This window comes from Malaciobacter canalis, from assembly GCF_008000835.1.
Lineage (GTDB): Bacteria > Campylobacterota > Campylobacteria > Campylobacterales > Arcobacteraceae > Malaciobacter > Malaciobacter canalis.
In genome coordinates, this window is sequence record NZ_CP042812.1 from 2,184,376 (window position 1) to 2,199,203 (window position 14,828).

The following is a 14,828-nucleotide window of genomic DNA, read 5'->3' on the forward strand; positions in this document are numbered from 1 at the left end:
TCTTTTACAATTGCTCTGTAAGCCTCCCCCAAATATTAGACTAAATAAAATAAAATAATTATGCTAAAATTTACTTAGAAGAATTGTAAATGAGAAAGGGTAAATTTACAAAGAAACAAGTAAAAATATGAATTTTCCTTTTAATTTAAAAGTAGCAATTACAACTGAAAAAATGTTGCTGAAGCCTTGCCTTTTGGTCATCTAATTATTAGTCAAAATTTACTTGAAAGTAATAATTATAAAACAATTTTAGCTCATGAGTTATCACATATATCTAAAAGACATGCAGCAAAAGAGTTACAATATAAATTAATTAAATCATATTCATCAATTGAAGATATAGTAAAGTTTATAAAAAATATTAAAGAACTAGAAAGAACTTTATAATTTTTTTATTTAAATTTAATCATTAGTATTATTTAATATAATTAACAAGTTTACCTAAGGTAAATATATTTTATTATGAGAAAAAAAATGGAAGAGTTTTATGACACATTAAAGCAACTCATTAGAATACCTAGTGTTGTTGGGGCTGAGCACTCTTTTTTTATGTTTTTAAAAAGAGAGCTTGAGGATTTAGGTATTAAAGTTGAGTATTATGATGGATTACTTGTTGCAAAAGGTGAAGAACCCCAAAGCGGTTATATTTCTGCACATGCAGATAGACATGGATTAATTTGTACAGGTCATGATGAGTTTCAATATGCTGCTTTTGTTGCAAAAAATAAAGCCGACTTAAAAGGAAATTCAAACTCTGAGGAGCTATTACAAAACTTTGAAATGAGATTTATAAACCAAAAAGTTCAAGCTTATGAACCATGGGCAGGCACTTATTTGGGTATGGGTACCATAAAAGATGCTTTTTTATGTAAAAGAAGAAATAATATTATTTTTAAAGTTGAGGGCTTAGATTATTTATTTCCAGGAACACCAATTGCTTTTTTAGATAAGCTTAAAATTAATGACAATCTATTATCAGCTCAAATTGATAATGTTCTTTGTGTTGCTATGCTTATTCATATGTACCAATTAGGTTATAAAGGAACAGCATTTTTTACAGCTGCTGAAGAAGCAGGTAGAAGTTGGAGATTTTTACTTGAATATTTTAGAAGATTTGACATAAGTACAAATGAGCTTTTAGTTCTTGATACTAGTCCTTATAAAAATATAGAAACTATTAATCATCTTGATATTGTACTTAGAAATAAGGATGAAAATTCATATTTTCGTTCTCCTTTAAAAGCTAGAATAAAAAAGATTGTATTAAAAAATAGAATAAAATATCATTATAAAGATGAACATATAAAAAATCAGATGAAACAAGAAAATACAAAAGTTTCTTTAGGTGTTACTGAACTTGGAAGAATTATAAAAGAGAGTAAAAATAGTATTCAAGGTACAACTTTACAAGTTCCTACTATTGGATATCATACAGTAGAAGAGACTACTTCAAAAAAATCAATTGAAGCTATGATTACTATCTTAAAAAACTTATATTTACAAACAAAATAAGAAATAGTATTTACTATTTCTTATTTTCTAAACATGGCTCTTACTTTATCCATGCCACTATAAAAACTTGCCATCATAATTACAAGTAAATACTCACCAAACTGTGTTGGATATATTATGCCCTCTTCTATTTTTATTACATCTAATTTTTTTACTAAATATAACTCTTTTCTAAGTAGTTTTTCCAAATCTACATTATAAAGTTTATTAAACTCTTTTATATTTAATTTTCCACCAAAAAGTGTGCTTAGCATTGCATACTCAATTTTATTTATATTTTCGAATTCACTTTTTGCCATAAGTGCATCTTTTCTTGTAATAATATTTTCTTCATACTCTTTTAAATCAAAGGCATTTATAAAAAGTTTTCCATCAAGATAACTAAATGCTCCACTTCCCACACCAATATATTCATCATGTGTTGATACATATTCATCACTTAAATCTACTAGATTTTTAGAAAATGACCACATATTATTTTTAGTATAATCTTTTAGTTCTTCTTTTATTATATTGTAAAATTTTTGTTCATTTGTATTTATTTTTTTACTTTTTAAAAAACCTGAATTTAAATCTGAACTCATTAAAGGATATGTTGTTATTTGTTCTATACCTAAATCTTTTGCACTTTGTAAATCATCTCTTAAAATATCTTGGGTTTGGTTTGGAATATTAAATATCAAATCAATATTTGTAATAGGTAAAATCCCAACAATTTTAGATATTTTCTCTTTAATTTCTAAGCTACTTCCAAATCTTTTATATCTACTTAATTGTTTTAATATCTCATCATCAAAACTTTGAACTCCAATAGATAATCTTTTTATTAGACCTTTTAATTTATATACTGTGTTTACATCTATATGATTTGGATCAGTCTCACATGATATATCCTCTACATCAAATAATTTTTTTACAAGTTTTATAGTTATTCTTAATTGTTTTTCATTTATAAGAGGTGTTCCACCACCTATATAGACTGAATCTACTTTTACATTTTTTCTTTTTAAAATTTTTATCTCTTCTCTTAAAGTTTTAAAGTATCTATTAGAGTCTTCAAAGTTATGTTTAAACTTATGAAAAGTACAAAAAGGACATAAATTATCACAAAAGGGTACGTGAATATATAGTAAATATTTTTTTTGGCTGTCAATACTTAAATATTTTGATTCATTTTTAGAAGTTGATGTTATATTAATGCAAGATGCAAAAGTATTTTTCACTACTGCTTTAGCAGTGAAGATAGAAAAAATCTCTTTTATATTATTTACCATGACTTACTCCTTAGTTATACTTTTCATGTAAGAGAATTTTATAGTAGTATGGTAAATTTAATGTAAATTATTTATAATTTTTAAGGTTTATTTGAATTCTTGCATTTTTTCATAAATATTTAATCTATCTAACTGTTTATTTAGTTCTAACTCTTTATACCAGTTATTATATTTTTCAATTATTTCAGCAGTATCTTTTGAGTCATTTTGTAAAGCAATATGAAACTTATTCAACATATCAAGCAAAGGCTTTGAATATTTTAATGTTTTTTTGTATTTCATTTGTTGCAACTCTTTTTTAACTTGTTCTATGTTCTCAATTACTTCATGTTTTGTAACAAACATATATTCTCCTATTACAAAATGTTAAACTAATAATATAATAACATTTTATATAAAAGAATAGTTTAAAAAATGATTTTATTTATATTTTATATAGTAATTTTGAGTAAAAGAGCTTAAAAGCTCTCCCACTCATCATCTTTGTCATTGCTATTTGAAGTAAAAGTTTGAGCTTGTTTAGGTTTTTTTTCATAAGAGTATGACTTATTATTATTTTTTGCTTTATCTTCATACTCTTCTTTTTTATCATATTTTGCTTTTGGCTCTTCCTCATGTGGAACATCTATCTTTTTTACTTTTGCTTGTTCTTTTCCTAAAAACTCTTTTGAGTTTGCATCACTTACTATCTCTTTTGCTATTGTATCTGTTTGTATTGCGATATCATGTGTTTGTGTTGCTATTGATGCATTCTTTTGTGTTTGTTGATCTAATTGTGTTACTGCATCATTGATTTGTGTAATCCCTGATTCTTGCTCTTTACTTGCACTTGCTATCTCACCTATCATTTGTGTTGAGTTTTGTATATTCTCTAATAATAGATCATACCCTTTTATCATCTCACCACTGATATTTTTTCCCTCAATTGCTTTACTTGTTGCATTCTCTACTATCTCTTTTATTGATTTAGCTGCCTCTGCACTTCTATTTGCTAAGTTTCTAACTTCTGCTGCTACTACTGCAAAGCCTTTTCCTGCTTCTCCTGCTGTTGCTGCTTCTACTGCTGCGTTTAAACTTAGTATATTTGTTTGGAATGCTATTTGATCTATTACTGTTATTGCTTCATTTATTGAACTTACTTGTTCATTTATCTCTTCCATTGATTTTGTTGTTTTATTTGCTAAACTTTGCCCTGTTTTTGCTGAGTTACTTAACTCTTGGGCGTAGTTACTCATTTTTGCTACATTCTCTGAGTTATTTACTATTGTACTTGTTATCTCTTCTAATGCTGCTGCTGTCTCTTCTAGACTTGCTGCTGCTTCATTTGAACTTGTATTTAATACATCTACATTTGTTATTAATTTATCTGATGCTTCATCTAGTGTTAATCCTATAATTAATGAATCTTTCAACAATCCTGATATCTCATCTGTTAAGAAGTTTACATTCTCTATAAACTCTTTCATATCTCCTTCAACACCACTACTATCTACTTTACTTGTAAACTTATAATTACTAAACTCTTTTAATACTGTTGAAATTGAATCAGTATTTCTTTTAATATTTCTAAGCATTGAGTTTAAGGCTTCACTCAATTGCAATAGTTGAGGATTATTCGCTTTTGTTGTTAATTGTACATCTAAATATCCAAGTTTTGCTTTTTCTACTATTTTTAAAGCATCTTCAACTGCTTCATTATCTTTTTTAAGACCTTCATTTATCTTGATGATATTTTCATTTACAAGATTTGCCATTTGTGCAAACTCATCACTTCCTTTTGCTTCTAAAGGTTTTACATCTTTTGATTCTCTGTTTAAAAATGAGAAGAAAGATAGTAATCCATCTTTAAAATGATTTAAAGTATTAACTATCAAAGACGATAAAGCAATAGAAAATAGAACAAATATAATTGATGATATTATTGCTAAGACCAATAATACAGTTGTCAAAGTACTATTTGCTTCTTTTTTTAGTTCAATTGCACTTTTATTTATTTTTTCTAGTTCTTTTTCTAAGTTTGTAGCTGTTTCTCTCATAGTTAAAACTAATCTTTTAGCTTCAGCACTCTCTTTACTTATACCATTTTTATAATTTTGTATTTTTTCTTCTGAAAATTTATCAAAATCTTCAATATATTCAGAAGATAGCTTCAAAATTTTATTTGTTAAATCAATATTATTTTGCTCAACTAACATTGACTGAAGCTCTTTAACACTTTTATCTAAGTTATTAAAATCGTCTCTTACTTTTTGTGCTCTTTGCTCGTTTGAAACTCTTAAAAACTGATAAACTGAAATTCGACCCTTTAAAAGATCTTGAATAAACTTTTCTGTACTAATTTGAATTTTTACATCATGATTTACTTTTCCATTGAAATGAGAAAAGATTATTCCAGCTATTATTATATTGATAATAAATAAAGCTGGAAAAAACATAAGTTTTTTTCTAGTAGAAATATTATTTAGCATATAAACCCCTTACATAATATGTAAACAATTATATACCTAAATTAATTATAAATATCTTTTAATATGGAATTTTTTTACTTTTCTCTACACTCTTCTTTTATCTCTTTAAAAACATATTCATCTTCTATTAGTTGAACAAAAACATTTTTTGCTTCACAAACATACTCTTTTTTGTTTTTTATAGTAATATAAACAAATTTGTAAAAGTACTCATTTGCATCTAACCCTTTTTTACTTTGCATAATACTAGCGCTTAGTTTTGAAATCTCATTTCCGTAAATCTCTTTATATTTTGATTTAAAAGCAGCTTTTATTCCACCCTCACTCATATTAAAAATATATATTGACCCTATAAATAGAACAGTTATAGCAGTAGTTCCTAATAAAATTTGGCCTGTAGTATATTTTCTCCTTAGCTTTTGATAAATAACAGCACCAAGAATAATTAGTACTAAAACAAAAATTATAATTTGCATTTTCTTCCTTCTTTTATGATTTTTTCTTATGTTAACTTTTTATTAACCATCTGTTTTTGTTTAGTTAATTACCATAGGTTATAATTTTAACATATATAGATAAAGAGGCGCGAAACTTTATCTATGATACATTCATTGTTCTTCCTAAATAAAAAGCAGATCGAAAAATCTGCTTTTTTTATTTGTAAACTAAACTTTATAATAAACTTTATTTTTGTATAATAACAAATATATCCAAAAAGGACTCACAATCAAAACAAAAATATTCAAAATAATTTTACTTGCTATTATAAGTATCAATCTTTTTGCTAATACAACACTTATTAAAGCTGCTACTCAAGTTAATAATACAAATACTCAAAATAGCATTACAGATAATAGTACACAACAATTTGATGATGAATCATTAAGTTCTTCAAAAGATAAAAGATCAATGCATTATTATGATTTGGGAATTATTATAAAAATTGTCCAAAGTAAAGACTTCAATAAACAACCAGCAAAACAAATTGAAAAAGTTGAAAGCGAAATAAAAAAAATTACAAAAAATATAAATGATGAAATATTTTATCCTTTCAATGAAAATCAGTACCAAAAAGAGATAAGATTTTTAAATAGCAAAATAAATGTAAATTCAAAATATGATAACTCACTTGCAGTATCAAGAGATATGTTAAAAGTATCTATCTTAGAAAATCAAAAAAACTTTGCAGATACTATAAACTCTATAATTGATGGTAAAAATTCATTCAAAGATAAAAAATTTTTCATCTCACTTTTAAATAATCAAATAAGCAGATTAAAAAGAATTGATATAAAACCTTTTCAAGATACTTACAATGAAATATCACTTCAAAGTGATCCTGTGTCAAATGCTTTTAAAGAGTCTTTTCTAACACTTAAAAATCAAATCAAAGCCCATTTACTTGTATATAATTATCTTAAAACAAACATGAATGAATATAGACCAAGTAATTTTATACTTGATGATTTAAGTTTAAAATATGTTATCAAAAAAATTGATTCAAATACATATTTAAAAGATTTATCTGAAACATTAGATTACTATTTTCACATCTCAATAGGTAAAGTAGTTATTCTTTTTGCAATTTTATTTATATTTATGCTAATAAATAGAAAACTACTTCCAGTTTTAGCAAATCTTTTCAATAAAAAACTATCTGTAAAAATAAAAAATTTAGATATTTCACTTTTAGATATTATTCCATCTAGTTTTAGATTTACCATGTCTATGATTGTATATTTATTTGCAATTCAGTTTTCACTACTTCTTTTAATAGAAGATGCACAACTTATAAATAAACTAATTCCATGGTTTAATACTACATATTTAGCCCTATTTAGTTTTATGTTTTATAGAATTTTGACAAACTATATAAATGAATCATCTGATAAAATATTTAGTCAATATCCAAATATGCGAAAAGAGATGGTTGATTTTATTTTAAGAATTTTCAAAATTCTTATTCTTATTTTTGTTGCATTATTTTTACTTGTACAATTAGGTTTTGATATAAAAGCAGTTATAGCCTCACTTGGTATTGGTGGTATTGCTGTTGCACTTGCTGCAAAAGATACTCTTTCAAACTTTTTTGGTTCTTTAAATATAATTACTGATAACTCATTTTCTCAAGGAGATTGGATTCAAGCTGGAAGTGTTGAGGGAACTGTAGTTGATATTAGAATGAGAACTACAAGAATTAGAACATTTGCAAATGCTATGATTACTATACCAAATGCTGAATTAGCAAACTTGCCTATTTTAAACTGGTCTAAAAGAGTAATTGGAAGAAGAATCAAAATGACTATAAATATCACTTATGATAGTAAAATGAGTGATATTGAAAATCTTGTATATGATATAAGAGAAATGTTGCAAGAACATCCACAAATTGCCACATCAAGACTAAATATTGATAAAAAACCATATCTATTAAAAAAAGAAGACCTTATGGGAATAAAAAACAATCTTTTAGTTTACATAGATGAGTATGATAGTAGCTCAATTAATATAATGATATATTGCTTTAGTAGAAGTCCAAACTGGGAAGATTGGCTAGATACAAAACAAGATGTAATTATAAAAATCTCACAACTTGTTGAAAAAAATCATTGTAAATTCGCGTTCCCTACGCAAACAATTTATTTGGAAAAAGAAGAGAACTAATTCTCTTCTTTTATAACTTACACAAAAACAAAAGAGTTTTTATTTTTGTTTGAATGTCCATGTCCATTGCCATGTTTATGTTCATGTGAATGGTGAGTTCCATTGTGGTTTTCTATAATCTCTTGAAGTTTTTGCTGACTTAACTTTTCAAGTGTTGAAGTTTTAATTTTATTTAAAATCTCAATAGTTTCAACTCTATTATCACCTGCATAATAAAACTCAAAATTGTTTTTTTGTGCAAGTTTATATGGATTTCTTCCAATATCTTTTATAATTAATTTTTTTACATCATTCTCTAAAAGCCACTGCATTACACTTCTACCGCAAGTGTTTTCGTTTCTTTTAATACTTAAATTTTCTCCATCATAAAAAGCAAAATATTTTGCTTTACAAAATGATGGAGCAACTGCGCTGTTATCTTTTGCTGTTTTTACTGGAAATGCGTACATTTTAAAACTCCTCGTCAAATTTTTGTGCGTTTTTAAAACAAAATCTATATGCTATATATATTACAAATGGCCATACACTAAGCCAAATCAATGAACTTGTATAATCCATATTTACCTCCTAGTAATTGTGTGCATCTTTTGATGTTATCTCTTTTTTTGTAATTTTTACTTTATCCATTTGATACCATGCATATGTAATATAAGCAAGTACAAAAGGTACCATAAGTGAAACATAACTCATCACAAGTAAGGTATATTCACTTCCTGAACTATTCTCAATAGTCAATGAACTTTGTAAGTTATAAACTGATGGATAATAAGAAGTTCCATTAAAACCTACATTTAAAAATAGTGCCATTACTGTTAAAACTATTCCAACTCCTCCTGTTTTTATACAACAACTTTTTTGTTTTTCAACAGTATTAAAAACAGAAATAATTACAAGTATAATTCCCAATGCAAAAATAATTCCTACAAAAGGCATATCTAAAAAGTTATTCAAATATTTATATTTTTCTATAAAAACATGACCATTTTCATCATAAGCAAAACCACTTCTTGTAAAAAGCATATATAAAAAATTTAAGAAAAATACTAAAAATATTATCATGTCAATTTTTATAGAGTTAACACTTCTTTTTCTAATCAAACTATTATTAATATTATTAATAAAATACATAGCACCACTAATTCGTACTAAAAATAGAAGTGAGATTCCCAAAAGTACATTAAAAGGATTTGCTAATGCTTCTAATCCTCTTGTACTTGTTTGCCAATAAGAGAAATTTCTTTCATCTATAAAAAATTCTGAACCACTAAAAAATGTAGCAATAGCAACGCCTAATAAAAAAACTCCTAAACTTCCATTTATATATAAAAAAGTTTCATATGTTTTTTGTCCAAAAAAATTATTTGGTTTTTTTCTAAATTCATAACTAACTGCTTGAATAATAAAACAAAAAAGTATTCCCATCCAAACCCAATATGCTCCACCAAAACTAGTAGAATAAAACAAAGGAAAAGCAGCAAACAAAGCCCCACCAAATAAGACTAAAGTTGTAAATCCTAATTCCCATTTTCTACCTAGTGAATTAACTAGCATTGTTTTTAAAATCTCATCATCTTTTGATATTTTTCCAAGTAGAGTTTGTCCTCCTTGAATAAACATCATAAAAGCAAAAAGTCCACCAAGTAGTGAAATTATTATCCACCAATACTGTTGAAGTTGTAAATATGTTAAGCTTTCAAACATTAGTGACCTCCATTTGGACCAATTTTTATCTGTTTTGCCATAATTTTTAATTCAGCAATTAATAAAGCTGTAAATAAAAAAGCAAACAAGAAAAAAGTAATCTGTACATTTGTTGTTGCAATATTAGTTGCCGCAATTCCTACAGGCATCAAATCTTGAATCGCCCAAGGTTGTCTTCCAACTTCTGCTACAATCCATCCAGCTTCTGCTGCTATATATCCTAAAGGAATAGAAAAAACACTTGCATATAACCAAAATTTTTGTTTTGTAATATCTTTTTTTAAAAGTAAAAATAAAATTACTGCAAAAAGTAATATAAACCATCCACCAAGTGCTACCATTATATGAAATGAATAAAATGTAAGTGCTATAGGAGGAGTAATATCAGTTGGTTTATCTAAGTAACCATAACCAAAATAATTCACATAACTTTCTAAAACAAGTTTTGCATCATTTGCTTTTTTAGTGTTACCCTCTTTTTCATACTTTTTATACTGTTTAAAAGCTTCAAGGGCTATTTTACCTTTTGCTATTTTCTCTTTAGCACTTTCAATATTATATTTTTCATTTCCATAAACCAAATCTTTTAATCCAGGAACAAATGCATTTGGATTATGGTAACCTAAAAGTGAAAGTGCATAAGGTATCTCCATCTCAAAATGAAAAGTATCTTCATCATTATCAACACTTTTTTTACTATTTAAAATACCAATTGCAACAATTCCAGCGTCCTCTTTTCCCTCATAAAGTCCTTCCATTGCTGCAAGTTTTACAGGCTGTTTTAAAGCAACTTGATGTGCTGACTCATCTCCACTTAAAGCTAAAAAAAGTGATACTATAAGTCCAAAAGTAGCTGCTATTAGCATAGAACTCTTAGCAAATGCAATTTCTCTTTTTTTAAGTAAAAACCAAGCACTAATACCTACTACAAAAAGGGCTCCAATTACATATCCACTTCCAACTGTATGTAAAAACTTGCTAACTGCAACAGGAGATAAAGCAACATCCCAAAAATTTGCCATTTCGTTTCTAACTGTATCTATGTTAAATTTCATTCCAACTGGATATTGCATCCATCCATTTGCAACCAAAATCCAAAAAGCACTTAAATTTGAACCAATAGCAACTAACCAAGTTGATAATAGATGAAAACCTTTTGATACTTTATTCCATCCAAAAAACATAACTGCAAAAAATGTTGACTCCATAAAAAATGCCAAAATTCCCTCAATAGCTAAAGGTGCACCAAAAATATCCCCAACAAACCAACTATAATTTGCCCAGTTTGTACCAAACTCAAACTCCATTATAATACCAGTGGCAACTCCAATTGCAAAATTTATAGCAAATAAAGTCATCCAAAACTTAGTCATTTTTTTATATTTTTCTTGTTTTGTCTTAACATAAATAGTCTCCATTATTGCAATAATAAAAGACAAACCTAAAGTTAAAGGAACAAACAAGAAGTGATAAATTGCAGTTAGTGCAAACTGGGCTCTGGACCAATCTACTAAACTATCTTCCATTTAATCTCCTTTTGTCATGTTTTTAAAAACAAAACTTTGTTTTTGTTTTTCTGTTTTATATTCACTTTTAAAACTTTTGTCATAAACAAAGATATTTAATATAACTAAAATAGTTATCAATTTTATAATTACTATTTTCCATAAACTCTTTCCTACAGTTAAGTTTCTAAAGCCATCATAATATAAGTTGTAAATCGATTTTAAATAGTTCATATAATCTCCAATATTGAACATATGTTCACAATTTTACAACTTTTTTGAACATATGTCAAGTACAAAAGTGCTAAATTATTATATTTATGATAAAATATCTTTTTTAATTATAAGGAATTAAATGGCTAGGGATAAAAATCAAAGAGAGTTAAACTTCAAACCACTTTTTAAAAAGTTTGGGCAAAATGAAATTGAAAACAACAATGAAATAGCCCTACTTCATGAAGAGATTGAAGCAATATATCTAATAGACTTGCTTGGACTTTATCAAGAAGAAGCAGCACAAAAGATGAATGTATCAAGACCTACATTATCAAGAATCATAAGAAATGCAAGACACAAAGTTGCAAATAGCTTAATTGGTGGTGCAAAACTACATATTCACGACCAAAAAGATAGCTATACCCTTGCAGTTTGTAGTGATGATGAAGATGAACTAATCAATAGTACATCACAAGGAAAATATATTTTAATCTTTGAAATAAAAGAAAAAACATACAAACAATTAAAAAGTTTAGAGAATCCAGTTTTTTTTAAAAAACAAAAACCAGGTATGGTATTACCAAAACTTTTACTTGAAAATAATGTAAACTTCTTTTTAGCAAATGAGATTGGTGCAGGATTAAAAAACTCTTTACTTTCAAAAGGTATTTACACTATTTTAAAAAAGAAAATAAAGTTTGATGATTTATCAAATATTCCAATTTAAGAGAAGTTATGAATAGTTTAAAACATAAAATACAAACACCACATATTGCTGCTGATGGAATTATTAAAATTTTTGATGATAAAGAGAATTTTAAAGGTATTGTTTTAATAACAAGAAAAAATCCTCCTTTAGGACTTGCATTACCTGGAGGTTTTGTTGATATTGGTGAAAGAGTTGAAGATGCTTTAAAAAGAGAGATGAAAGAAGAAGTAAGCTTAGATGTAACTATTTTAAAACTTTTAGGAGTATATTCAGATCCAAAAAGAGATGAAAGATTCCATTGTGTTTCATGTAGTTACATCTGTAAAGCATATGGTAAGCCAATTGCAGCAGATGATGCGAAAACTGCAAAGATTTACAGTTTAAGTGAAATTCCTTTTGATAAACTAGTGTTTGACCATAAACAAATAATAAAGGATTTTATAAAGCATGAGGGATTATAAGTGATAGAAGAAATAGAAATTTCTTTGGATTGTTTAAGTAGTTTAATTTTTAATGCAAATGATATAATTTTTATTACAAACTTAAATTCAAAAAAAGTTGTATATGCAAATAATTTATTTTTAGAAAAATTTGAATATACAAAAGAAGAGTTATCACATTTAGATATTTTAGATATTAGAAAAATAAATGACAATAAACCTTTTAGTGCTTTAATAAAAGATTTAGAAAAAACAACAAATAGTATAACATATGCTAAATATTTTTCAAAATCAGGAAAAAAGTACTACTTAGAATCAAGTAACAAACTTCAAAAAATAAACAATAAAGACTATTTAGTAAGCATAGCAAGAGAAATCACAGACAAACTAGAGAAAGAGTTTTTAATAAAAGAAGAGCTAAATATAAAAATATCAGAAATAGAAAATCAAAAAATATTTTTAAATACTTTACTAAAAAACAATCCAACGGCAATCTTTTATAAAAATATCCATGGAAAATATTTAGGTTGCAACAAAGCTTGGGAAAAATTAACAGGAATTAAAGAAGATGAAGTATTAGGAAAGTCTGTTTTTGATATAGCTCCTAAAGATATTGCAGAAATTTATTTTGAAGAAGATAAAAAAGTATTTTCCCTTGAAGAGAGTCCTCAAATATATCAAGCAGAAATTTATAACAAAACAGTTGATAAAAGATTTGATGTTGTTTTTTATAAATCAGCATACTTTGATGCAAAAGGTGAAGTATTAGGTCTTATTGGAGTTGTTATAGATGTAACTCAAGTTATTAGTTTAGAAAAAGAGAAAGAAAAAAAAGAAAAAATCATATATCAACAATCAAAAATGGCAGCAATGGGTGAGATGATAGAAAATATCGCTCACCAATGGAGACAACCCCTTTCAACTATGACAGTAAGTGCTAGTGGAATAAAAATGCAAAAAGAGTTTGGCATTTTAAAAGATGAAAGTTTAAGTGAGTTTATTGAGGCCATATTGGAATCTTCAAAACATCTTTCACAAACAATAGATGATTTTAGAAATTTTTTCAAAACTACAAAATATGAAGAAGTTTTTAATATCAAAAATACTTTTAATAAAACACTAGTTTTACTCTCATCAAAATTTAAAAATAGAAATATCAAAATAGAACAAGATATACAAAGTATAGAAATAAAATCATTACAAAATGAATTAATACATGTTATTTTAAATATATTGAATAATTCAAATGATGCTTTAGAAAAGCTTAATATAGAAGAAAAAGTAATTTTTATCAAATGTAAAATAGATTCAACAAACAAATTAAAGATTAAAATAAGTGATAACGCTGGTGGAATTAATGAAAATATTATATTTAAGATATTTGATCCATATTTTACTACAAAACATCAAAGTCAAGGAACAGGAATAGGACTTTATATGACTAAAGAGATTGTAAATAAACACTTAAATGGCTCAATTGATGTAAAAAACATAGATTTTAATTATAAAGAAAAAAATTACACAGGAGCAGAGTTTACAATAATACTTCCTTTATAAATAAGGTCTATTTAAGTATTTAATACATAGAATCTATACAAAAAATAAGGAAATTCATGGAAAATTATGAACAAATAGTGGTTCTTATAATAGTATTTTCTGCTTCATTCATAACTTGGAAGTTAGTAAAAGACTTTTATAAAACAAAAATCCATATGATTTTTGCTCACTTAATTTCTATTGCAACAGCATCATTTATGTTACTTTCTACAATGTTTTTATTTATGCCTAAAAACTATGTAAAAGGACAAACTGCCGAAGTAGAACTATCATTTATTTCTATCATAATTGTTATAGCAATGGTAGGAATTATATACTTCTTTTTTAAATATATCCCATCTAAAGATAAATAATATTTGTCTTTAGAAGCATAAATTTATCTAGCTTAATTTACTTCTAAGTCTAATCTGATAATAATTGTCCCAAATTTTTTACAAGGGATTACATGGAAGACTTTTTTATAATACGATTAGGCGAAGACGAATATAGCAATCATTTAGAGTATGATGAGATGGCTATTGAGTATTGTGTTGATATTTTAGATATTCCTGAAGAGAAAATTGAGGGCGTAAATATTTTAAGTGACCATAAAATAGAGCTAACACTTCAAGATTTAGAAAAAGAAGATGTTACAGAAGATTGGTATGTTAATCTTCATAAAATCAGCGATTAAATGCAAATAAGTTTGCATTTAATCTTTTATTCTACACTAATTTTGTCAATTTTTATCAAATAATAGTGATAACAACTATCATTATAAGCTTATATTAATAATAATTCTC

The 14,828-nt window shown here is 26.1% G+C and carries 16 protein-coding genes; 8 read left to right on the forward strand and 8 right to left on the reverse strand.

What is annotated here, in order from left to right:
- Positions 1-186 precede the first annotated feature (186 nt).
- Together ACAN_RS10870 and ACAN_RS10875 are read left to right on the forward strand one after the other, a co-directional pair.
- The gene (locus ACAN_RS10870; protein ID WP_099334759.1) at positions 187-387 is read left to right on the forward strand and encodes a M48 family metalloprotease; all 201 of its coding nucleotides are present in this window, start codon (positions 187-189) and stop codon (positions 385-387) included.
- Positions 388-462: 75 nt separating this feature from the next.
- Positions 463-1,512 (forward strand): zinc-binding metallopeptidase family protein, encoded by a 1,050-nt coding sequence (locus ACAN_RS10875; protein WP_322853532.1) that lies wholly within the window; start codon positions 463-465, stop codon positions 1,510-1,512.
- Positions 1,513-1,532: 20 nt separating this feature from the next.
- On the opposite strand, the gene ACAN_RS10880 is transcribed toward ACAN_RS10875, so the two are convergent.
- The 4 genes from ACAN_RS10880 to ACAN_RS10895 form a co-directional block, all read right to left on the reverse strand.
- Positions 1,533-2,786, reverse strand: a complete 1,254-nt coding sequence (locus ACAN_RS10880) for a coproporphyrinogen III oxidase family protein (protein WP_099334760.1) — start codon at positions 2,784-2,786, stop codon at positions 1,533-1,535.
- 87 nt (positions 2,787-2,873) lie between these two features.
- Positions 2,874-3,131, reverse strand: coding sequence for a hypothetical protein (locus tag ACAN_RS10885; protein ID WP_079580381.1), 258 nt, complete (start codon positions 3,129-3,131; stop codon positions 2,874-2,876).
- A gap of 113 nt (positions 3,132-3,244) precedes the next feature.
- Positions 3,245-5,254: a methyl-accepting chemotaxis protein gene (locus tag ACAN_RS10890; protein WP_147525218.1), complete on the reverse strand. Its 2,010-nt coding sequence runs from the start codon at positions 5,252-5,254 to the stop codon at positions 3,245-3,247.
- A gap of 74 nt (positions 5,255-5,328) precedes the next feature.
- Complete coding sequence (locus tag ACAN_RS10895; protein ID WP_099334349.1) at positions 5,329-5,730, reverse strand: hypothetical protein; 402 nt, start codon at positions 5,728-5,730, stop codon at positions 5,329-5,331.
- Between the two features lie 214 nt (positions 5,731-5,944).
- Between ACAN_RS10895 and ACAN_RS10900 the strand changes: the two genes are divergently transcribed.
- On the forward strand, positions 5,945-7,918 hold the full coding sequence (locus tag ACAN_RS10900) for a mechanosensitive ion channel family protein (RefSeq protein ID WP_099334348.1): 1,974 nt from the start codon (positions 5,945-5,947) through the stop codon (positions 7,916-7,918).
- Positions 7,919-7,935: 17 nt separating this feature from the next.
- Here the strand turns inward: ACAN_RS10900 and ACAN_RS10905 are convergent, their stop codons facing one another.
- The 4 genes from ACAN_RS10905 to ACAN_RS10920 form a co-directional block, all read right to left on the reverse strand.
- Positions 7,936-8,367, reverse strand: coding sequence for a NifB/NifX family molybdenum-iron cluster-binding protein (locus tag ACAN_RS10905; protein ID WP_099334347.1), 432 nt, complete (start codon positions 8,365-8,367; stop codon positions 7,936-7,938).
- A gap of 118 nt (positions 8,368-8,485) precedes the next feature.
- Positions 8,486-9,619: a cytochrome d ubiquinol oxidase subunit II gene (gene cydB / locus ACAN_RS10910; RefSeq protein WP_099334346.1), complete on the reverse strand. Its 1,134-nt coding sequence runs from the start codon at positions 9,617-9,619 to the stop codon at positions 8,486-8,488.
- Positions 9,619-11,145: a cytochrome ubiquinol oxidase subunit I gene (locus tag ACAN_RS10915; protein ID WP_099334345.1), complete on the reverse strand. Its 1,527-nt coding sequence runs from the start codon at positions 11,143-11,145 to the stop codon at positions 9,619-9,621. Before ACAN_RS10915 ends, cydB begins: the two co-directional genes overlap by 1 nt.
- Complete coding sequence (locus tag ACAN_RS10920) at positions 11,146-11,358, reverse strand: DUF4492 domain-containing protein (protein ID WP_099334344.1); 213 nt, start codon at positions 11,356-11,358, stop codon at positions 11,146-11,148.
- A gap of 121 nt (positions 11,359-11,479) precedes the next feature.
- On the opposite strand from ACAN_RS10920, the gene ACAN_RS10925 reads away from it, so the two are divergent.
- From ACAN_RS10925 to ACAN_RS10945, 5 genes are all read left to right on the forward strand, one after another.
- A complete protein-coding gene (locus tag ACAN_RS10925) occupies positions 11,480-12,067 on the forward strand; it encodes a DUF134 domain-containing protein (RefSeq protein ID WP_099334343.1) in 588 nt (195 codons plus the stop codon).
- A gap of 8 nt (positions 12,068-12,075) precedes the next feature.
- Entirely contained in the window at positions 12,076-12,510 is a 435-nt protein-coding gene (locus tag ACAN_RS10930; RefSeq protein ID WP_099334342.1) for an NUDIX domain-containing protein, read from the forward strand.
- Positions 12,511-14,046: a sensor histidine kinase gene (locus tag ACAN_RS10935; RefSeq protein WP_099334341.1), complete on the forward strand. Its 1,536-nt coding sequence runs from the start codon at positions 12,511-12,513 to the stop codon at positions 14,044-14,046.
- 56 nt (positions 14,047-14,102) lie between these two features.
- Positions 14,103-14,399 carry a hypothetical protein gene (locus tag ACAN_RS10940; RefSeq protein ID WP_079576959.1) on the forward strand — a complete coding sequence of 99 codons (297 nt, stop codon included), beginning with the start codon at positions 14,103-14,105 and terminating at the stop codon, positions 14,397-14,399.
- Between the two features lie 92 nt (positions 14,400-14,491).
- Positions 14,492-14,719 carry a hypothetical protein gene (locus ACAN_RS10945; protein ID WP_079576958.1) on the forward strand — a complete coding sequence of 76 codons (228 nt, stop codon included), beginning with the start codon at positions 14,492-14,494 and terminating at the stop codon, positions 14,717-14,719.
- The last annotated feature ends 109 nt before the right edge of the window (positions 14,720-14,828 follow it).